This window comes from Nocardioides limicola (assembly GCF_016827675.1).
GTDB classification, from domain to species: Bacteria; Actinomycetota; Actinomycetes; order Propionibacteriales; family Nocardioidaceae; genus Nocardioides; species Nocardioides limicola.
Map to the genome: position 1 here is coordinate 359,650 of NZ_JAERJA010000001.1, position 18,962 is coordinate 378,611.

Here is an 18,962-nt window from a genome sequence, read left to right on the forward strand (position 1 = left end):
GCTCAGACCCGGTAGGCGTCGAACGCGGTCAGACCCGGTAGGCGTCGAAGACGCCGGGCACGTTGCGTACCGCCTTGAGGATGGTGTCCAGATGCTTGGCGTCGGCCATCTCGAAGGTGAACCGGGACTTGGCCACCCGGTCCCGCGTGGTGGTCAGGGAGGCGTTGAGGATGTTCACGTGCACGTCTGAGAGAGCCATCGTGATGTCGGAGAGCAGCCGGGTACGGTCCAGCGCCTCCACCTGGATGTTGACCAGATAGGTCGACTGGGCGGTGGGCGCCCAGGAGACCTCGACGACACGTTCGGGCTGGGTGCGGAGATTCTCGGCGTTGGTGCAGTCGCTGCGGTGCACCGAGACGCCACCCCCCTTGGTGACGAACCCGAGGATCTCATCGGGTGGCACCGGGGTGCAGCACTTGGCCAGCTTGACCCAGAGGTCGTCGACCCCCTTGACCAGCACGCCGGAATCGCCGGCGGTGGGCTGCGGGCTGCGGCTGCGACGCCCGGTGATGGTCACGGCTTCGGCCAGATCCTCTGCGGCGCCCTCGGAGCCGCCGTGCAGCTCCATCACCCGGTGCACGGCCGCTTGGGCGGAGAGGTTCCCCTCCCCGATCGCCGCATAGAGCGCGGACACGTCGGCGAGGTGGAAGTGGTCGGCCGCCTGCCCCAGCGTCTCGTGGGTCATCAACCGGTTGAGCGGGAGCCCCTCCTTGCGCATCTGCTTGATCAGGGCGTCCTTGCCCCGCTCGATGGCCTCTTCGCGCCGCTCTTTGGTGAACCACTGGCGGATCTTGGACCGGGCCCGCTGGGACTGGACGAAGCCGAGCCAGTCCTGGGACGGGCCGGCGGTGGGTGACTTCGAGGTGAACACCTCGACCACGTCACCACTGTCGAGCTTGGATTCGAGGGGCACCAGCCGACCGTTCACCCGGGCGCCGATGGTGTGGTGACCGACCTCGGTGTGCACGGCATAGGCGAAGTCGACCGGCGTCGCCTCGCTCGGGAGAGCGATCACGTCTCCTCGGGGGGTGAACACGTACACCTGCGCGGTGGTGATCTCGAAGCGCAGCGACTCGAGGAACTCGCCCGGATCCTCGACCTCGCTCTGCCAGTCCAGGAGCTGCCGGACCCAGGCCATGTCGTCGAGGTCGCCGCGCCGTTCGGTGTCGACGCCGTTCCGTCCGTCCTCCTTGTACTTCCAGTGCGCCGCCACTCCGTACTCGGCGCGCCGGTGCATCGCCCGGGTGCGGATCTGCACCTCGACCGGCTTGCCCTGGGGGCCGATCACGGTGGTGTGCAGCGACTGGTACATGTTGAACTTCGGCATCGCCACGAAGTCCTTGAACCGTCCCAGCACCGGGTTCCACCGTGAGTGCAACACCCCGAGCACGGAGTAGCAGTCCCGGTCCTCGTCCACCAGCACCCGGATGCCGACCAGGTCGTAGATGTCGGAGAACTCCCGCCCGCCGACGATCATCTTCTGGTAGATCGAGTAGTAGTGCTTGGGGCGGCCGGTGACCAGGGCCTTGACCTTGGCCTCCTTGAGGTCGTTCTCCACCTGTTGGGTGACCTCGGCGAGGAACTGGTCACGGCTGGGGGCGCGCTCGGCCACCATCCGGACGATCTCGTCGTACATCTTGGGGTGCAGGGTGGCGAACGCGAGGTCCTCGAGCTCCCACTTGATCGTGTTCATGCCCAGGCGGTGCGCCAACGGGGCGTAGATGTCGAGGGTCTCGCGCGCCTTCCGCTCCTGGGTCTCCTGCTTCACGTAGCGCAGGGTGCGCATGTTGTGCAGCCGGTCGGCGAGCTTGATGACCAGCACCCGGATGTCGCGCGCCATCGCCACGATCATCTTGCGGATGGTCTCGGCCTGGGCGGAGTCCCCGTAGTTGACCTTGTCCAGTTTGGTGACACCGTCGACGAGGGCCGCCACCTCGTCACCGAAGTCGGCGGTCAACTGCTCCAGCGTGTACGGCGTGTCCTCGACGGTGTCGTGCAGCAGGGCGGCGACCAGGGTGGGTTCGGTCATGCCGATGTCGGCCAGGATGGTGGTGACCGCGAGCGGGTGGGTGATGTAGGGGTCACCGCTCTTGCGGGTCTGATCGCCGTGCATCCGCTCGGCGGTCAGGTAGGCACGCTCCAGCAGCGCAAGGTCGGCCTTGGGGTGGTTGGCCCGCACAGCGCGGAACAGGGGCTCCAGCACGGGGTTGCCCGTCTGGCTGCGGGTCCCCATCCGGGCCAGCCGGGCGCGCATCCGCCTGGCCGACGGGGGTCCGGTCGACTCCGGGGCCGCATCCGCCGGCGAAGGTACGACGGTGCGTTCCTCAGCCATGGGGTGAGTCTATGCGGTCGCCGTCGGGCAGGTGAGGATGGTCACCTGCCCGACGGAGGTGGTTCAGAGCGTCGGGAAGAGCGGGTACTCGACGCCGGAAATGTGCTGGACCACGCGCACCACCTGGCAGGAGTAGCCGAACTCGTTGTCGTACCAGAGGTAGACGATGGCGTTCTTGCCGTTCACGATCGTCGCGTTGGCGTCCACGATGGAGGCGTGCCGGGAGCCCACGAAGTCGGTGGAGACCGCGTCGTTGGAGGTGGTGAAGTCGATCTGCCGCTTCAGGTCCGAGTGCAGCGACACGTCGCGCAGGTGCGCGTTGAGCTCCTCCTTGCTGGTCTCCTGGTCGAGCTGGAGGTTGAGGATGGCCATCGACACGTCCGGGGTGGGCACCCGGATCGACGACCCGGAGATGTGCGCTTCGAGGCTGGGCAGCGCCTTCTTGATCGCGGACGCGGCGCCGGTCTCGGTGAGCACCATGTTCAGCGGTGCGGAGCGGCCTCGCCGGTCGCCCTTGTGGTAGTTGTCCAGCAGGTTCTGGTCATTGGTGTAGGAGTGGACGGTCTCCACGTGGCCGGAAGCGATGCCGTACTCGTCGTCGATGGCCTTGATCGGCGGCACGATGGCGTTGGTGGTGCAGGAGGCGCAGGAGATCACCGTCTCGGCGGGGTCGATGGTGCCGTGGTTGACGCCGTGGACGATGTTGGGGACGTCGCCCTTGCCGGGCGCGGTGAGCACCACCTTCGAGATTCCCGGACGCAGGTGGTTCGACAGGCCGTCACGGTCGCGCCAGATGCCGGTGTTGTCGATCAGGATGGCGTCGTTGATGCCGTACTCGGTGTAGTCGACCTCGGCCGGGTCGTTGCTGTAGATGACCTGGATCTCGACGCCGTTGGCGACGATGACGTTGCGTTCCTCGTCGATCGAGATCGAGCCGTTGAACTGTCCGTGGATCGAGTCGCGGCGCAGCAGCGAGGCGCGCTTCTTGAGGTCCTCACCGGCGCTCTTGCGGACCACCACGGCCCGCAGTCGCAGACCGTTGCCGGATCCGGACTTCTCCACCAGAAGTCGCGCCAGCAGCCGGCCGATGCGCCCGAAACCGTAGAGCACCACGTCGGTGTGGCCGTTGCGCTGCAGCTTCTGATCACCCGTGGCTCCGGCGACCGCAGCCCGGGTGAACTCCTCCAGGGTGAGGCCCTGGTCGTCCTCGGCGTAGGCGATCGCCAGTTTGCCGATGTCGATCCGGGACGGCCCGAGGTCCAGAGTGCTCAGCACCGTCAGGATCGGGAAGGTCTCCTCGATCGTCAGACCGCGGGTTTCGATCTGGCGCACGTACTTGTGGGTCTTGAGGATGCTGATCACCGACTTGTTCACCAGCGATCGGCTGTGCACGAGGATCGTCACGTCGCGCTCACGGTAGAGCTGTCCGATCATCGGGATCATCGCTTCGGCGAGCGCCTCGCGCTGCTTCCAATCGGCGAAGTGGTCAACGGTCACTGCTGGATCCTTCTCTCGGTTCGGTGCGGGTCACACAGTGGCGATCGAGCTCAGCCGAAGGTCGCCGATGGCGGCACGACCCGGCAGGAACCCGATCTCGAGGATGACGGCCAGGGCATGCGGCAGGGCGCCGCAGGCCGTGACGAGCTGACGTGCCGCGGCCGCGGTGCCGCCGGTGGCCAGCACGTCGTCGACGATGAGGACGCGTTGTCCGGCAGTCAGTGCGTCCTGGTGGATGGCCAGGGTGGCCTCGCCGTACTCCAGGGCGTAGGAGACCTGATGGGTGGCGCGCGGCAGCTTGCCCGCCTTGCGGACCGGGATGAACCCGACCCCCAGGGCCATCGCCACGGGGGCGCCGAGGATGAATCCGCGAGCATCGATGCCGACGACGGCGTCGACCGTCGGGACGTCGTCGGAGTCACGACCGGCGTCGGCCATCGCGTCGATGACTGCGGTCAGACCCTCGGGGCGGGCCAGCAGCGGGGTGATGTCCTTGAAGACCACACCACGTTGGGGGTGATCGGGGACATCGAGGACGAGACTGTCGACGGCCCGGCGGGCCCTCTCGAGCCGCGTCACCGGCCGCCGCCGCGCTTGGATCGGGGCTGGCGGGTCGGCTGCTGCCGTTTGGCCGCACCGCTGGTCTTGACGGGAGCCTTGCTGCCCTTCACCGGCACGGGGACCGGGTCAGACTTGCGGGGCTTCCGGGTGCGCGTGCGGGTGCCGCCGGGCTCGGTCCGCTCGGCGGTGGCGCGCGGCAGGGCTGGGGCCACCAGCGGAGAGGTCAGCGTGATCATCAGCAACCCCAGGAGCAGCACTACGCAGCCGTGCCACAGGTCGCTGCCGGTGCCGAGGGCAGCGGCCACCGCACCAGTGCCGGCGACGGCCACTCCCCCGGCGACCAGGGCCACCTGCCGGGCAGCGTGCGGGATCAGTTTGGCCGACACGGAGAGTGCCAGCACCGTCAGCCAGGCCGCGGTGGTGGTCTGGCTGGACGGGAGCCCGACCAGGCCGAGCAGCCCGGCGACGACCACCAGATCGGCGGCCACTGTGGCCGTGAAGAGCGCGGGACGCTTCGGGCCGGTGCTGCGGTAGGCGACCCAGCCCACCACCAGCAGCACCGCCAGCGCCAGGCCCACCAGCAGACGGGTGTGGGAGGTCTCCCCGCCGAAGCCGAGGTCCGCGGCTGCCTCGGGACGGCGCAGAGCCGCACCGATCACGGCGACCAGCAGCAGGGCGCCGATCACCATCAGCCGCGGCCGCCGGCCCCACTGCTGCTCGGCTGGGCAGGCTCGCGCGGTGAGGCGCCCGGTCAGGATGGTCAGCGCGGTGCAGGTGAGGGTGAGGTGGACGAACAGTGCGACCGTGAACCCCGCGACCAGGGCGAGTCCGGCGTCGCGCAGGGTGCCGCTCAGGGTGGCGACAAAGATGCCGCCGATCACGATCGGCACCCACAACGCCAACCCGGTGGTACGACGATGCGGCGCCACCACCCGAGGCAGTGCGCCGGTCGCCGACTGGCCGGTGGCCACACTGCGGGAGAGTTCGGCGATCAGGCCGATGCCGAGGAGTTGACCGACCAGCAGGGCGCCGGCAAGCGGCACCAGGGTGGCCGGCGCGGTCACGAACGAGACGCCGACGCCGAGGAACACCACGAGCGGGTACAGGGCGGCCAGCCCGGCCAGGAAGGCGAGCGGCAGCACCAGTGCGACGGTGCCGAAGCGTCGGGCGATCAGGGCGCTGCCGAGCAGCACCAGCAGCACGAAGGCACCACCGGTGAATGTGGCTGCGCGCAGGCCGGTCCCCGCGGCGACGGCCTCGACGCCGACGTCGTCGGAGAAGGTGACCGGCACCTGTCCGGCGTCGATGGTCTGGGCCAAGGCCTTGGCCGACTCCTCGGTGAAGGCGCCGGTGATGTGCGCTTCGCCGGTGAGGACGGCGGTGCTCATCCGCGGCGCCGAGACGACGTGGTCGTCGAGCACGATGGCGAACTGACGTTGGCCGCCGGCCAGGACCTGCGACATCTCGGAGAACTGGCGACTGCCTTCACGGTCGAAGCGCAGCCGCACCGTCCACTCGCGGCTGCCGGTGGGCAGCACCGCCCGGGCCGAGGAGAGGTTCTCGCCGGCGACCACCACCGGGGAGAGGAGGAACTTCTGGCCGAAGTCGTCGCAGGCGAGCAGGGGCTGGTTGACCGGCCCCGGGTCGCGCAGGTCGGGCTGGGTGCAGGTGTACTGCCCGAAGGCGGTGAGTGAGTCAGCATCGGGACTGACCGACCAGATCAGCGGGTCGCCGTACTCGATGTCCGCGTCGCCAGCGTCCGGGTCGTCGGCGTCCGCGTCATCGGCCTCGTCATCAGCCTCGTCGGCGGCCGGTGCGGCCGCCGGTCCGGAGCGGGCCACCACCCGGATCCCCAGCACGTTGGGTCGGGTCAGGGGAACCTCGACGCCGGGACGCGGCCCCCCCGGGTGGGTGACAACGATCTGGTCCGGCTCGACGTAGCGGACCTGAGCGCCCGGCAGTTCGGCAGCAATCGTCCGTCCGGCGATGACATCGCTGAGGTCGCGTAGTTCTGCGCGGGTGGCCGGCTCCTCCAGGGTGAGGGTGACCTCGGTGCCGGCTGAGAATGCGGGGCCGGTCAGGGGCGTCCGGTCGTCGACGAGCGCGACGAGGCCGTAGCCCACCGCGATCAGCAGGAGGGCAGCGACAAGGGTGCGGGCAGCACCCGTCCGGGGCAGCACGGGTCAGGCTTCCTCGGGCTGCTCGCCGTCCGGCTGGGGGAACTCCTGGGCGATCTCGACCACGGCCCCCCGGACCACTTCGAGGATGACACCGTCGGCGACCTGGACGTGGACGGTCGCGCTGTCCTCGTCGATCCTGTCGACGGTGCCGAAGATGCCGGCCGAGAGCATCACCCGGATGCCGGGCTGCAGCCCGGCCTGGACCTCGGCCATCTTCCGGCTGCGGCGCCGCTGCGGGGCGATCAGCAGGAACCAGAACATGGCGATCAGGGCGATGGGCAGAAGCAGTTCCACGAAAGCAGGCCTTCCTGGGGTGGGGATCGGACGGATCCTACTCTGACTCCATGTCCTCATGCCCAGCCGGGTCGAAGAGGGTGGGCTCCGCGGTCGGGGGCACAGCCAGACCCAGGTGCTCCCACGCGGCGGGCGTCGCGATCCGGCCGCGTGGGGTCCGAGCGAGCAGCCCCAGGCGCACCAGGAACGGCTCGGCGACCTCCTCGACGGTCTCCCGCTCCTCCCCCACGGCCACGGCCAAGGTGCTGACCCCGACCGGTCCGCCGCCGAATCGGCGACACAGCACGTCGAGGACCGCCCGGTCGAGTCGGTCCAGGCCCGAGGTGTCCACCTCGTAGAGCTCGAGAGCCGTGCGTGACACGTCGACGGTGACGACGCCATCGGCCCGGACCTGGGCGTAGTCACGGACCCGGCGCAGCAAGCGGTTCGCGATCCGCGGCGTGCCCCGGGACCGGGAGGCGATCTCTGCGGTGCCTTCGGGACGAGCCTCGATCTCCAGCAGCGCAGCGGACCTCTGCACGATGCGGTCGAGGTCGTGGGCCTCGTAGAACTCCAGATGGGCGGTGAATCCGAACCGATCGCGCAACGGACCCGGCAGCAGTCCGGCCCTGGTGGTGGCCCCGACCAGCGTGAACGGCGGGATCTCCAGCGGGATGGCGGTGGCGCCCGGACCCTTGCCGATGACCACGTCGACACGGAAGTCCTCCATCGCCATGTAGAGCATCTCTTCGGCTGGCCGGGACATCCGGTGGATCTCGTCGACGAAGAGGACGTCGCCCTCGTTGAGGCCGGACAGGATGGCGGCCAGGTCGCCGGCATGGGTGATCGCGGGGCCGCTGGTCAGCCGCAGCGGCGCGCTCATCTCGGCGGCGATGATCATCGCCAGGGTGGTCTTCCCCAGACCCGGTGGCCCTGAGAGGAGCACGTGGTCGGGGGTGCGGGCCCGCAGCCGGGCCGCCTCCAGGACGAGGCCGAGCTGCTCGCGGACCCGCTCCTGGCCGACCACCTCGTCGAGCGACTTGGGGCGCAGTGCGGCTTCGACGGCACGTTCGTCGCCGTCGGCCTCGGCGGTGGTGAGCGACCGCAGGTGCGTCTCCTCGGCGGCGTCCAGGCTCTCCTCGTACATGCTCAGGCCTTGCTCAAGGCGCGCAGCGCTGCCCGCAGCAGGGCCGGTACGTCGGGACTGTCACCGGCTTGGGACTCCACGGCGTTGATCGCCTTCTCGGCCTCCTTGGTCGACCAGCCCAACCCGATCAGGGCCTGCTGGACCTGCCCCTTCCAGGCGTGCGTCCCGTCGACGCTGGTCGTGGCGAGGCTGGCGCCGCCGGCCGGTGCGCCGATCCGGTCCTTGAGTTCGAGGATGATCCGTTGAGCGCCCTTCTGGCCGATCCCCGGCACGGCGGTCAGCGTCTTGACGTCCTCACCGGCTACCGCGACCCGCAACTGGTCGGGGCTGAGCACCGCGAGCATCGCCTGAGCCAGCTTGGGGCCGACGCCACTGGCGGTCTGCAGCAGCTCGAAGGTCACCCGCTCGTCGTCATCGGAGAACCCGAAGAGCGTCATCGAGTCCTCGCGGACCACCAGGCTGGTGGGCACCAGGGCCTCGGTCCCGGGGCGGAGCGCGGCGATCGTCTGCGGGGTGCAGATGACCTCGATGCCGAGGCCACCCACCTCCAGCACGGCGCTGGTCACCGTCAGGTCGGCGACCCGGCCGCGGACGAAGTTGATCATGCGGTTCTCCCCGTCCTGGCCGCGGCGACGGCCTGTTCCAGTCGATTCTGGGCTCCCCCGCGCCAGACGTGGCAGATCGCCAGGGCCAGCGCATCCGAGGCATCCGCGGGCTTCGGTGGTGAGTCCAGGCGGAGGATGCGCGCCACCATGGCGGCCACCTGCGCCTTCTGCGCCCGTCCGCTGCCGGTGACCGCGGCCTTGACCTCGCTGGGGGTGTGCAGTGCCACCGGGATCCCGCGCCGGGCGGCCGCCACCATGGCGATACCGGACGCCTGGGCGGTGCCCATCACCGTGCTCACGTCGGAGCGGGCGAAGACACGTTCCACCGCCACGGCGTCCGGTGCGTACTCGTCGAGCCAGGCGTCGATGCCCTTCTCGATGGTGACCAGCCGCTCCGCGACCGGCCGGTCGGCCGAGGTGCGGATGACATTGACGTCGATGAGGGACAGCGGTCGTCCCACCAGCCCTTCGACCACGCCGATGCCGCAGCGGGTCAGCCCTGGATCAACCCCGAGCACTCGCATCGTGTCACCCTTCTCGTCCGAACACCTGTTCGGAGGTTAACAAGGGGGTGCGACGTTCCGGGGCCCGACACGCGGATCACCCTTCGAGCGCCGCCATCACCTCGTCCGAGACGCTGACATTGGTGAACACGTTCTGTACGTCGTCCAGGTCCTCAAGAGCATCGACCAGGCGGAACACCTTGGCCGCGGCGTCGGCGTCGACCGGAATCTCCAGGCTGGCCACGAAGTGCACGTCCGCGGAGTCGTAGTCGAGGTTGGCGGCCTGCAGTGCCTGGCGGACGTCGACCACGTCGGTCGCTTCGCTGAGCACCTCCCAGGCGTCGCCGAGGTCGTTGACCTCCTCGGCGCCTGCGTCCAGCGTCGCTTCCAACACGTCGTCCTCGGAGACCTGGGTGCCCTCGGACTCCTTGGCGAGCACCACCACGCCCTTGCGCTCAAAGAGGCGGGAGACCGACCCCGGGTCGGCCATCGTGCCGCCGTTGCGGGTCACCGCCGTACGCACCTCCATCGCGGCGCGGTTCTTGTTGTCGGTGAGGCACTCGACCAGGAACGCGACGCCCTGCGGACCGTAGAGCTCGTACATGATGGTGGAGTAGTCGGCGCCGCCGGCCTCCGCACCGGAGCCCCGCTTGACGGCCCGATCGATGTTGTCGTTGGGGACCGAGGACTTCTTCGCCTTCTGGACGGCGTCGAAGAGCGTCGGGTTGCCGGCCAGGTCACCGCCACCCTGCCGGGCGGCCACCTCGATGTTCTTGATGAGTTTGGCGAAGAGTTTGCCCCGTTTGGCGTCGATGACCGCCTTCTTGTGCTTGGTCGTCGCCCATTTGGAGTGGCCAGACATCAGAACCTCTTCATTCGTCGCTTCATCGGTGCACTGTCGATCCTAGAACCCTTCCAGGAAGAGCCGGTGCAGCCGTCCGTCGTCATCGACCTCGGGGTGGAACGACGTGGCCAGCAGCGGCCCCTGGCGCACCACCACCGGGTGGTCGCTGGCGGTGGCCAGCACCTCGACACCGGGGCCGGTCTCCTCGACCCACGGCGCCCGGATGAAGACCGCATGCACCGGGCCGGCGACTCCGGTGACGCTCAGCTCGTCCTCGAAAGAGTCCACCTGACGACCGAAGGCGTTGCGGCGCACCGTCATGTCGATGCCGCCGAAGGTCTCCTGCCCCGCCGCGCCGTCCCGGATCCGATCGGCCAGCAGGATCATCCCGGCGCAGGTGCCGAAGACCGGCATCTGGCCGGCGATCCGGCTCCGGATCGCGTCGTCGAGGTCGAAGATCCTGGCCAGCTTGGCGATCGTCGTGGACTCGCCACCGGGCAGCACCAGCCCATCGCAGCCATCCAGTTCGGCTACGCGTCGTACGCCGATGGCGGTGACGCCGAGAGCCGTCAACGAGGTGAGATGCTCGCGCACGTCGCCCTGCAGCGCGAGAACTCCGATGGTCAACGGCACCGGTGACTCCTGACGAGGTTGCCGGTGGCCCGGACCGGGGGTCGGGTCACCAACCGCGTTCGGCGAGCCGGTGCGGCTGCGGGATGTCCTCGACGTTGATCCCGACCATCGCCTCACCCAGGCCGCGGGAGACCTTGGCCAGGACGTCGGGGTCGTCGAAGAAGGTGGTGGCCTTGACGATCGCCTCGGCACGCTGGGCCGGGTTGCCGGACTTGAAGATGCCCGAGCCGACGAAGACGCCCTCGGCGCCGAGCTGCATCATCAAGGCGGCGTCGGCCGGGGTGGCGATGCCACCGGCGGTGAACAGCACCACCGGGAGCTTGCCGGTCCCGGCAACCTCCTTCACCAGCTCGTACGGCGCCTGCAACTCCTTGGCAGCCACGTAGAGCTCGTCGGCCGACAGGGTGGCGAGACGACGGATCTGGGAGCGCAGGGTGCGCATGTGGGTGACCGCGTTGGAGGCGTCCCCGGTGCCGGCCTCGCCCTTGGAGCGGATCATCGCCGCTCCCTCGGTGATCCGGCGCAGCGCCTCACCGAGGTTGGTGGCACCGCACACGAACGGAACCGTGAAGGCCCACTTGTCGATGTGGTTCTCGTAGTCGACCGGGGTCAACACCTCGGACTCGTCGATGTAGTCCACGCCGAGGGACTGCAACACCTGGGCCTCGACGAAGTGACCGATCCGGGCCTTGGCCATCACCGGGATCGAGACGGCCTCGATGATGCCGTCGATCATGTCCGGGTCGCTCATCCGGGAGACGCCACCCTGGGCGCGGATGTCAGCGGGGACGCGCTCCAGCGCCATCACTGCCACGGCTCCTGCGTCCTCGGCGATCTTGGCCTGATCGGGGGTGACGACGTCCATGATGACGCCGCCCTTGAGCATCTCCGCCATGCCGCGCTTGACGCCAGGAGTGCCCGTGGTGGAAGTTTCGGTTGCCATGCCTCAAGCCTACCGGCGGGCTACGGGGCGCTTGCCGCCGAGGCCTGCCGGTGGACCACCCAGGTCCGCTGTACGACGGTGATGGTGCTGGCCACCGCCAACGCCCACAGCACGGCGTACAGGATGCCCGGGACGTCGAAGATGGCCGAGAGGCCGGTGGCGACCAGGATGGCGACGAGTCGGTCGGCGCGCTCGGCGATCCCGACCTTGGCGGTGAATCCCAGGGACTCGGCCCGGGCCCGGGCGTAGGAGGTCACCGATCCCATCACCAGGCACACGAGCGTCAGTGTCAGGTACAGGCGTGAGTCGCCGGGGCCGGCGAAGTAGAGGACCAGGCCGCCGAAGATCGCGCCGTCACCGATCCGGTCCAGCGTCGAGTCCAGGAACGCGCCGAACCTGCTGGTCCGGCCGGACAGCCTGGCCATGTGTCCGTCGATCAGGTCGGAGAAGACGAACGCGGTGATCACCAGCACCCCGGTGAGCAGCTCCCCGCGCGGGAAGAAGACCAGCGCGCCGGCGGCAACGCCGAGGGTGCCGACGATGGTGACCGCGTCGGGGCTGATCCGGAGTGCGAGCAGGAGCTTGGCGACGGGGCTGAGCAGAGCGGTGAAGAAGGCCCGGAAGTGTTCCATCATGGTGGCCGCAGACTACCCGCGGAGCAGCGCGACCGCCTCAGCGACGGCCGTCGGGCGGCCAGCGACCGTCCAGGTCACGCCGCCCACGTCCACCTGCTGGTAGGTGCCTCCTACACCGAGCACCAGCGCCAGCCCCGGCAGCAGGTCCCAGTCGGCGAGGCTGTGTTGCGCCCAACAGCCCAGCCCGCCCGACGCCACCGACACCATGTCCATCGAGGCCGACCCGAGCACCCGGACCGTGGCCGCGGCGGCGGAGACCCGTCGCCAGGGGGTGGCGATCGGGTCCACGTGGGTGTCGGTGGGGTGCAAGTAGGTGGCGATGCCCACCTCAGCCAGCGGCAGGTCGTCGAGCAGCGGCAGCTCGACCCCGTCGACCGTGGTGCGCAACCCGGGCCCGCCCACCCAGACCCGGTCGGAGGCCGGGTGGTGCACGGCACCCAGCCGGATCCCGTCCGGGTCGCGGAGCGCGACCGCGGAGCACCAGTGGTCCAGACCGTGCACGAAGTTCCAGGTGCCGTCGACCGGGTCGACGACCCAGTCCCGGCCCGAGGTGCCGCGCCGGTCGCTGCCCTCCTCCCCCACGATCGCGTCGTCGGGGCAGGCGGCCACCAGCAGGGACACCACCAGTTCCTCGGCGGCATGGTCGGCGGCGGTGACCAGGTCGGAGTTCGAGGTCTTGGTGGACACCGACAGTCCGTCGTACCGCATCCGGTGCGCGAGCCGACCGGCCCCCTGCACCACCTCGGCGGCGAGCGTGACGTCGTGTGGTTCGGGGGGCGTGATCACGCCGCCACGTTAGGGCATCAGACCATCTCAGGCAGGTGCAGGTGGGCGACGACGAGGTCGTACTCGGCCGTGTCCAGGACGTCGACGCCGGTTTCCCGGATGCCGTGCTCCCGGATCGCCCACGACCGCTCCCGGGACGCCTCCATCGCCTCGCGCGTGTCGAAGGTGACGGTGCTGCAGGCGCGTCCCAGCTCCTTGTTGATCAACAGGCTGGCGCTACCGAAACCGTCGAGTTCCTCCAAGGCGGGCAGGATCACGTAGCGATAGACGTCCAGCGCCTGATCCATGGTGCCCTTGTCGAAGCGGAGCCAGGTGGCCCGACAGCACGCTCCCTCCATGCTGTGGTGGTCACGGTGCATCACCGCCACCTCCCACTCCTCGGTCTGCGGCGGTGAGCCGAGGATGTCGCCGGTGCGCATCCGTACCGGGGCGAGGTCCGCGCGGCTGGCGTGCATCGACTCGGCATCGCGCCACGAGCTGGTGACGATGCAGTGGCCGGTCTCGCGGTCGCTCAGCATGGACAGCCCGATGGCGCCGTCGCAGGCCATCACCGAGACGATCACGTCCTGACGGACATACGCGATGGCCCCGTCCAGAGCGTTCGGATCCCCCATGATCGAGATCGATCGAGCAAACATGACTGCCTCCCGGGTGCGGTCCGCACCGGGCGGTGCGGCCCGTGACCTCCACCTTGCCCCCGACCGGCCGGTAGGGCAACACCTGACCGGCGAGTAGCCTCCGAAGGAGGTCAGTCCCCCCACGCCTGGGCGAGCAGCTCCTGAGTGTCGGTCAGCAGTTCGGGCAGGGTCTTGGTGCGTCCGATGATGGGCATGAAGTTCTGGTCCCCCGACCACCGCGGTACGACGTGCTGGTGCAGGTGCGCGGAGATCCCGGCACCGGCGATCGCGCCCTGGTTCATCCCCAGGTTGAACCCGTGGGCGCCGGAGACCCGGCGGATGGTGCGCATCGCGGTCCGGGTCAGGTCGGCGATCTCGGCGGCCTCGTCGTCGGTGGTGTCGGTGTAGTCGGGGATGTGCCGGTAGGGGCAGATCATCAGGTGACCGGGCGAGTAGGGATAGAGGTTGAGGACCGCGTACGTCAACGACCCACGGTGTACGACCAGGCCTTCAGCATCGCCCATCTGCGGGATCCTGCAGAAGGGACACTCCCCCGCCGAGGGGTCGGTGGGCTTGTTCTCGCCACGGATGTAGGCCATCCGGTGCGGGGTCCACAGCCGGTCCAACTCGTCGGACTCCCCGATCCCGTCCTGGCTCAGCGACTCGCCCGGCACATCCGCCCCTGATCCTGGCTCGGTCACGGTCAGACCTGTTCCCGGGCCGCCACCGCCGCGGCGACCCGAGCGATCGCCTCGTCGACCGGGACGCCGTTGTCCTGGCGTCCGTCCCGGTAACGGAAGGAGACCGCGCCGGCGGCGACGTCCTCGTCGCCGGCGATCATCATGAACGGCACCTTCTGCAGTTGCGCATTGCGGATCTTCTTCTGCATCCGGTCGTCGGAGGTGTCCACCTCGACCCGGAGTCCCTGGGCGGTCATCCGGCCGGCGACCTCGATGAGGTAGTCGCTGTGCCGCTCGGCGATCGGGATGCCCTGCACCTGGACCGGCGCCAGCCACGGCGGGAACGCGCCGGCGTAGTGCTCCACCAGCACCCCGAGGAACCGTTCGATGGAGCCGAAGAGGGCCCGGTGGATCATCACCGGCCGCTGCCGGGAGCCGTCGGATGCGGCGTACTCCAGGTCGAACCGTTCGGGGAGGTTGAAGTCCAGTTGGACGGTGGACATCTGCCAGGTGCGGCCGATCGCGTCGCGTGCCTGCACGGAGATCTTCGGGCCGTAGAACGCGGCGCCACCGGGGTCCGGCACCAGTTCCAGGCCGGAGGCGGCCGCCACCTGCCGCAGCGTCTCGGTGGCCTCCTCCCAGATCGCGTCGTCGCCGACGTACTTCTCGGGGTCCTTGGTGGAGAGCTCGAGGTAGAAGTCCTCGAGTCCGTAGTCGCGGAGCAGTCCCAGCACGAAGGTGAGCGTGCGGCTGAGTTCGTCGTGGAGCTGCTCGCGGGTCACATAGAGGTGGGCGTCGTCCTGGGTCATCCCGCGGACGCGGGTCAGGCCGTGCACGACACCGGACTTCTCGTACCGATAGACCGTCCCGAACTCGAAGAGCCGCAGCGGCAGCTCACGGTAGGAGCGGCCCCGGGACTTGAAGATCAGGCAGTGGAACGGGCAGTTCATCGGCTTGAGGTAGTAGTCCTGGCCGGGCTTGACGACCTTGCCCTCGTGGTCGCGCGCCTCGTCCATGTGCATCGGCGGATACATGCCGTCGGCGTACCAGTCCAGGTGGCCCGAGGTCTGGAACAGCTCACCCTTGGTGATGTGCGGGGAGTAGACGAACTCGTAGCCCTCCTCGGTGTGCCGCCGCCGGGAGTAGTCCTCCATCTGCGTGCGCAGCACGCCACCCTTGGGGTGGAAGACGGCCAGGCCCGAGCCGATCTCGTCGGGGAAGCTGAAGAGGTCCAGCTCGCGGCCGAGCTTGCGATGGTCGCGCTTCTCGGCCTCCTCGAGCCGGTGCAGGTGCGCGTCGAGGGCCTCCTTGGACTCCCAGGCCGTGCCGTAGATCCGCTGCAACTGCTTGTTCTTCTCGTCGCCGCGCCAGTACGCCGCCGCGGTGCGCATCAGCTTGAACGCGGGGATCCGCTTGGTGGTCGGCAGGTGCGGTCCGCGGCACAGGTCCTTCCAGACCACCTCGCCGTTGCGGTCCAGGTTGTCGTAGATGGTGAGCTCGCCGGCGCCGACCTCGGCGGAGGCACCTTCGGCGGCGGTGCCGGCCTCGCCCTTCAGGCCGATCAACTCGAGCTTGTACGGCTCCCCTGCCAACTCCTCGCGAGCGGCGTCATCGTCGGTGACCCGCCGGGAGAACCGCTGGTTCTCCTTGATGATCTTGCGCATCCGGGTCTCGAGCTTGGTCAGGTCGTCGGGGGTGAACGGGGTCTCCACGTCGAAGTCGTAGTAGAAGCCGTTCTCCACCGGTGGGCCGATGCCCAGCTTGGCGTCGGGGAAGAGGTCCTGCACCGCCTGGGCGAGCACGTGCGCACAGGAGTGACGCAGGATGTTGCGTCCGTCGTCGCTGTCGATCGGGACCGACTCGACCACCGCGCCGTCGGCGAGGTCGTGGGCCAGGTCTCGGAGCTCGCCATCGACCCGGGCTGCGATCACGTCCCGGTCCTCGGCGAAGAGCTCCCACGCCTTGGTGCCCGCGGTGACGGTCCGTTCCTCGCGCGCATCGGCGTGGACGAGGGCGACCTTGATGTCGGACACGGCTGAGGCTCCTAGTGATGGCGTGGGTACGTCGGGTGCCGATGCTATCGGGGCCCGCCCCCGGTCCGTGCATGGGTTTGCGGGGCCCCCGGAACGCGAGCACCCCCGGATCGGCATGGATCCGGGGGCTGCTGGTGGGCGATACTGGGTTCGAACCAGTGACCTCTTCGGTGTGAACGAAGCGCGCTACCACTGCGCCAATCGCCCGCCCTCCGACCCGCAAGGGGAGTCGGCAGCCGAAACTGTAGCGCATCGCTGCGCCGGACTCACAACGAGAGGTGCCCCCGGCTTCATCGACCCGGCAGGTCGGGCAGGAACGCCACGTGCTGTTGGGCCCAGGACCAGGCCGAGAGGATGGATTCCGGCCAGCCGAATGCGATCACCAGCACCACGGCCACCGCGGTGACGGCGATGGTCGCCGATCCGATGTGGATCAGCCGGCGTAGTCGCAGGGCCGGGTCCATCTCCCGCGCACGCAGGGCGGCCTGCTGCAGTCGAGTCCGGGCCACCCGCAGCCATCGGCGCGCCCACTCCCATTCCGCGGACAGGATGAGCAGACCCACCACGATCGTCACCAGCCCGGGTCCGGGAGTGACCAGCATCACCACCCCCAGCAGCACCACCAACGTGCCGACGAGGGTCACGACCACCTTCGTGAGCAGCCCGGTGAGCGGGTTGGAGTGCAGCAGCGCGTGCAGCCTGCGGTAGCGGACCGGGTCCCGCCATCTGGGCCGTGCCATCGCCACCGTCCGTCCTCTCCAGCCGACCAGACCAGATTAGCCAGCGGCGGGTGAGGCGTGACACAGCGACGAGCGATGCGCGTCATGGCTGCCGTTGCGGAACGTCTCTTCTCACAGAACCAGTCGAGGAGGCATGGATGAGGGAATCGTCGGACAGTCGGACCCAGGTGCTCGCGCGCCCGGTGGTTTTCGACTGCGTGGACGACCACGGCCGGGCGACACCGCTCGCGGCCACCTTCAGCTATGACCCGATCACGCCCTACTCGGTGGCCGTCACCTTCCACACCCGCGACACCGACGTGCGCTGGGAGTTCGGTCGTGACCTGCTCGCTCAGGGGCTGCGCGCACCGGCCGGCGAAGGCGACGTGGCCTTGTGGCCGTGCCCGTCCCCGACCGGAGGCATGGTGTTGATGGTGGAGTTGCGCTCCCCCGAGGGCGAACTCCTCGCGCAGGCGCCGCTCGACGCGGTGGCCACGTTCGTGACCGACTCCCAGGAGTTGGTGCCCCTGGGTCAGGAGTCCGACTTCCTCGACCTGGACACGTTGGTGCTTCAACTCCTCGGCTGAATCAGGGGTCGAGGGTGTCGGCGCAGTGCCGAACCCAACTCTCCTGGACCGCGCGGGTCAGTTCCCCTGGCCCGTCCAACCGGCGGTCATCGATGCGAACGACGGCCTGGACGTCGCGCGTCGATGAGGTGAGGAAGACCTCGTCGGCCTCGTCGAGCACTGAGGCCGGGTCCTCGGCCTCGACGGCGCCGTGCCAGTCGAGGACCAGTTCGCGGGTGATGCCGGCCAGGCATCCCGTCGCGAGGCTCGGCGTCCGGAGCTCGCCGTCGACGGCGTAGAAGATGTTGGTGCCGGTGCCCTCGCAGAGGTTGCCGACCGTGTTCGCCAGGATCGCCTCCGAGGCCCCGGCAGCGGTGGCCCGGGCCAGGGCCACCACGTTCTCGGCGTACGACGTGGTCTTGAGGCCGGCGACGGCGCTGCGCTCGTTGCGGGTCCACGGGACGGTGACCACGGCCGTGGTCGGTGGCTGTGGCTCCATGGGACCGGCCACCACGATCAGCGTGGGTGCCGCGTCGCCGCGCCCTGAGCCCATCGGAGCAGGCCCGCCGGTCAGGGTGATCCGGAGCCGTCCCAGTGGCCACTCGGTGCCGTTGAGGACCGCGGACACCGCGTCCCGGACCTGCGCATGGTCGGGACTCTCCAACCCGAGGCCGGCAGCGGAGCGGTCGAGTCGGTCCAGGTGCCGACTGAGCGCGAACGGGACTCCGTCCAGCACCTTCAACGTCTCGAAGACGCCGTCGCCCACGGTCAGGCCGTGGTCGCTGACAGTGACTGCGGCATCCTGCGGGTCAGGGAGGAGTTGGCCGTCGATCCACACGCGCATAGCCCCAACTCTAGGTGGCTCGGGGATGGGTCAACACGCGGTAGGACCCCTGATTTTGCACCCCCGGGGTGTTCGGCTAGTGTTCTCCACGCACGCCGACCGGCTGGTCGGAGCGCAGGCGGACGTAGCTCAGTTGGTAGAGCGCAACCTTGCCAAGGTTGAGGTCGCGAGTTCGAGCCTCGTCGTCCGCTCGGAGAGGTCTTTATCGGCCGGGCCTCCACGGTGGGTTGGCCGAGAGGCGAGGCAACGGACTGCAAATCCGTCTACACGGGTTCAAATCCCGTACCCACCTCCACCAGCCCCCGTAGAGTTCGGCTGGGATACAACTCCACAGAGGGCGATTGGCGCAGTGGTAGCGCGCTTCCTTGACACGGAAGAGGTCACTGGTTCAAACCCAGTATCGCCCACCAGTACCGCACTCGAGGCCCTCGTCGGGGCCTCGAACTGTTTCCGGCGCAGGCTCCCGCTCCCGCAAACTGCACACGTGCACCCCTCGCGGCGCCGGAACCGGCTCGAACCCCCCGCCAACTGCGCATGAGCACCGATTGTCGGTCCCCTGCGCTG

General features: G+C 69.1%; 19 protein-coding genes and 4 tRNA genes. 4 read left to right on the forward strand and 19 right to left on the reverse strand.

What is annotated here, in order from left to right; translation table 11 throughout:
* Positions 1-28: 28 nt before the first annotated feature.
* From JKG67_RS01785 to JKG67_RS01870, 18 genes are all read right to left on the reverse strand, one after another.
* Positions 29-2,332: a RelA/SpoT family protein gene (locus JKG67_RS01785; RefSeq protein WP_203335532.1), complete on the reverse strand. Its 2,304-nt coding sequence runs from the start codon at positions 2,330-2,332 to the stop codon at positions 29-31.
* 63 nt (positions 2,333-2,395) lie between these two features.
* Positions 2,396-3,829: a glyceraldehyde-3-phosphate dehydrogenase gene (locus tag JKG67_RS01790; RefSeq protein WP_307816376.1), complete on the reverse strand. Its 1,434-nt coding sequence runs from the start codon at positions 3,827-3,829 to the stop codon at positions 2,396-2,398.
* Positions 3,830-3,859: 30 nt separating this feature from the next.
* Entirely contained in the window at positions 3,860-4,408 is a 549-nt protein-coding gene (locus JKG67_RS01795) for an adenine phosphoribosyltransferase (RefSeq protein WP_203335533.1), read from the reverse strand.
* Positions 4,405-6,570: a SecDF P1 head subdomain-containing protein gene (locus JKG67_RS01800; protein ID WP_203335534.1), complete on the reverse strand. Its 2,166-nt coding sequence runs from the start codon at positions 6,568-6,570 to the stop codon at positions 4,405-4,407. The genes JKG67_RS01795 and JKG67_RS01800 overlap by 4 nt, the downstream gene beginning before the upstream one ends.
* 3 nt (positions 6,571-6,573) lie before the next feature.
* A complete protein-coding gene (gene yajC, locus JKG67_RS01805; protein ID WP_203335535.1) occupies positions 6,574-6,864 on the reverse strand; it encodes a preprotein translocase subunit YajC in 291 nt (96 codons plus the stop codon).
* A gap of 37 nt (positions 6,865-6,901) precedes the next feature.
* Entirely contained in the window at positions 6,902-7,990 is a 1,089-nt protein-coding gene (ruvB, locus tag JKG67_RS01810) for a Holliday junction branch migration DNA helicase RuvB (RefSeq protein WP_203335536.1), read from the reverse strand.
* A gap of 2 nt (positions 7,991-7,992) precedes the next feature.
* Positions 7,993-8,595: a Holliday junction branch migration protein RuvA gene (gene ruvA / locus JKG67_RS01815; protein WP_203335537.1), complete on the reverse strand. Its 603-nt coding sequence runs from the start codon at positions 8,593-8,595 to the stop codon at positions 7,993-7,995.
* A complete protein-coding gene (gene ruvC / locus JKG67_RS01820) occupies positions 8,592-9,119 on the reverse strand; it encodes a crossover junction endodeoxyribonuclease RuvC (RefSeq protein ID WP_203335538.1) in 528 nt (175 codons plus the stop codon). Before ruvC ends, ruvA begins: the two co-directional genes overlap by 4 nt.
* A 76-nt stretch (positions 9,120-9,195) precedes the next feature.
* Positions 9,196-9,960, reverse strand: coding sequence for a YebC/PmpR family DNA-binding transcriptional regulator (locus JKG67_RS01825; RefSeq protein WP_203335539.1), 765 nt, complete (start codon positions 9,958-9,960; stop codon positions 9,196-9,198).
* 42 nt (positions 9,961-10,002) lie between these two features.
* Positions 10,003-10,575, reverse strand: a complete 573-nt coding sequence (gene pdxT, locus JKG67_RS01830) for a pyridoxal 5'-phosphate synthase glutaminase subunit PdxT (protein ID WP_307816377.1) — start codon at positions 10,573-10,575, stop codon at positions 10,003-10,005.
* 46 nt (positions 10,576-10,621) lie between these two features.
* Complete coding sequence (gene pdxS / locus JKG67_RS01835) at positions 10,622-11,518, reverse strand: pyridoxal 5'-phosphate synthase lyase subunit PdxS (protein ID WP_203335541.1); 897 nt, start codon at positions 11,516-11,518, stop codon at positions 10,622-10,624.
* Positions 11,519-11,538: 20 nt separating this feature from the next.
* Positions 11,539-12,153 (reverse strand): phosphatidylinositol phosphate synthase, encoded by a 615-nt coding sequence (gene pgsA, locus JKG67_RS01840; RefSeq protein ID WP_203335542.1) that lies wholly within the window; start codon positions 12,151-12,153, stop codon positions 11,539-11,541.
* Positions 12,154-12,165: 12 nt separating this feature from the next.
* Entirely contained in the window at positions 12,166-12,939 is a 774-nt protein-coding gene (locus JKG67_RS01845) for an inositol monophosphatase family protein (protein ID WP_307816378.1), read from the reverse strand.
* A 17-nt stretch (positions 12,940-12,956) separates the two neighbouring features.
* On the reverse strand, positions 12,957-13,577 hold the full coding sequence (locus tag JKG67_RS01850; protein ID WP_203335543.1) for a hypothetical protein: 621 nt from the start codon (positions 13,575-13,577) through the stop codon (positions 12,957-12,959).
* Between the two features lie 110 nt (positions 13,578-13,687).
* On the reverse strand, positions 13,688-14,257 hold the full coding sequence (locus JKG67_RS01855; protein WP_307816379.1) for an HIT family protein: 570 nt from the start codon (positions 14,255-14,257) through the stop codon (positions 13,688-13,690).
* A 2-nt stretch (positions 14,258-14,259) separates the two neighbouring features.
* A complete protein-coding gene (thrS, locus tag JKG67_RS01860) occupies positions 14,260-16,269 on the reverse strand; it encodes a threonine--tRNA ligase (protein ID WP_203335544.1) in 2,010 nt (669 codons plus the stop codon).
* Between the two features lie 132 nt (positions 16,270-16,401).
* Positions 16,402-16,476: transfer RNA gene (locus JKG67_RS01865), tRNA-Val, on the reverse strand.
* Between the two features lie 83 nt (positions 16,477-16,559).
* Positions 16,560-17,009, reverse strand: a complete 450-nt coding sequence (locus JKG67_RS01870; RefSeq protein WP_203335545.1) for a PGPGW domain-containing protein — start codon at positions 17,007-17,009, stop codon at positions 16,560-16,562.
* 137 nt (positions 17,010-17,146) lie between these two features.
* Here JKG67_RS01870 and JKG67_RS01875 point away from each other — a divergent pair, with 137 nt between their 5' ends.
* Complete coding sequence (locus JKG67_RS01875) at positions 17,147-17,575, forward strand: SsgA family sporulation/cell division regulator (protein WP_203335546.1); 429 nt, start codon at positions 17,147-17,149, stop codon at positions 17,573-17,575.
* Position 17,576: 1 nt separating this feature from the next.
* Here JKG67_RS01875 and JKG67_RS01880 read toward each other — a convergent pair whose 3' ends face one another.
* Positions 17,577-18,398, reverse strand: a complete 822-nt coding sequence (locus JKG67_RS01880; RefSeq protein ID WP_203335547.1) for an aminotransferase class IV — start codon at positions 18,396-18,398, stop codon at positions 17,577-17,579.
* A gap of 118 nt (positions 18,399-18,516) precedes the next feature.
* Here JKG67_RS01880 and JKG67_RS01885 point away from each other — a divergent pair.
* The 3 genes from JKG67_RS01885 to JKG67_RS01895 all read left to right on the forward strand — a co-directional run bounded on the left by JKG67_RS01885 (position 18,517) and on the right by JKG67_RS01895 (position 18,808).
* Positions 18,517-18,589 (forward strand) — tRNA-Gly (locus JKG67_RS01885).
* Positions 18,590-18,619: 30 nt separating this feature from the next.
* Positions 18,620-18,693 (forward strand) — tRNA-Cys (locus tag JKG67_RS01890).
* Positions 18,694-18,733: 40 nt separating this feature from the next.
* Positions 18,734-18,808, forward strand: a tRNA-Val gene (locus tag JKG67_RS01895).
* The last annotated feature ends 154 nt before the right edge of the window (positions 18,809-18,962 follow it).

Excerpts from the sequence above, each read along its gene's own strand:
- JKG67_RS01785 (WP_203335532.1), bottom strand. The coding sequence starts at position 2,332 with ATGGCTGAGGAACGCACCGTCGTACCTTCGCCGGCGGATGCGGCCCCG.
- ruvB (WP_203335536.1), bottom strand. The coding sequence starts at position 7,990 with ATGTACGAGGAGAGCCTGGACGCCGCCGAGGAGACGCACCTGCGGTCG.
- ruvA (WP_203335537.1), bottom strand. The coding sequence starts at position 8,595 with ATGATCAACTTCGTCCGCGGCCGGGTCGCCGACCTGACGGTGACCAGC.
- ruvC (WP_203335538.1), bottom strand. The coding sequence starts at position 9,119 with ATGCGAGTGCTCGGGGTTGATCCAGGGCTGACCCGCTGCGGCATCGGC.
- JKG67_RS01825 (WP_203335539.1), bottom strand. The coding sequence starts at position 9,960 with ATGTCTGGCCACTCCAAATGGGCGACGACCAAGCACAAGAAGGCGGTC.
- pdxS (WP_203335541.1), bottom strand. The coding sequence starts at position 11,518 with ATGGCAACCGAAACTTCCACCACGGGCACTCCTGGCGTCAAGCGCGGC.
- pgsA (WP_203335542.1), bottom strand. The coding sequence starts at position 12,153 with ATGATGGAACACTTCCGGGCCTTCTTCACCGCTCTGCTCAGCCCCGTC.
- JKG67_RS01850 (WP_203335543.1), bottom strand. The coding sequence starts at position 13,577 with ATGTTTGCTCGATCGATCTCGATCATGGGGGATCCGAACGCTCTGGAC.
- JKG67_RS01870 (WP_203335545.1), bottom strand. The coding sequence starts at position 17,009 with ATGGCACGGCCCAGATGGCGGGACCCGGTCCGCTACCGCAGGCTGCAC.
- JKG67_RS01875 (WP_203335546.1), top strand. The coding sequence starts at position 17,147 with ATGAGGGAATCGTCGGACAGTCGGACCCAGGTGCTCGCGCGCCCGGTG.
- JKG67_RS01880 (WP_203335547.1), bottom strand. The coding sequence starts at position 18,398 with ATGCGCGTGTGGATCGACGGCCAACTCCTCCCTGACCCGCAGGATGCC.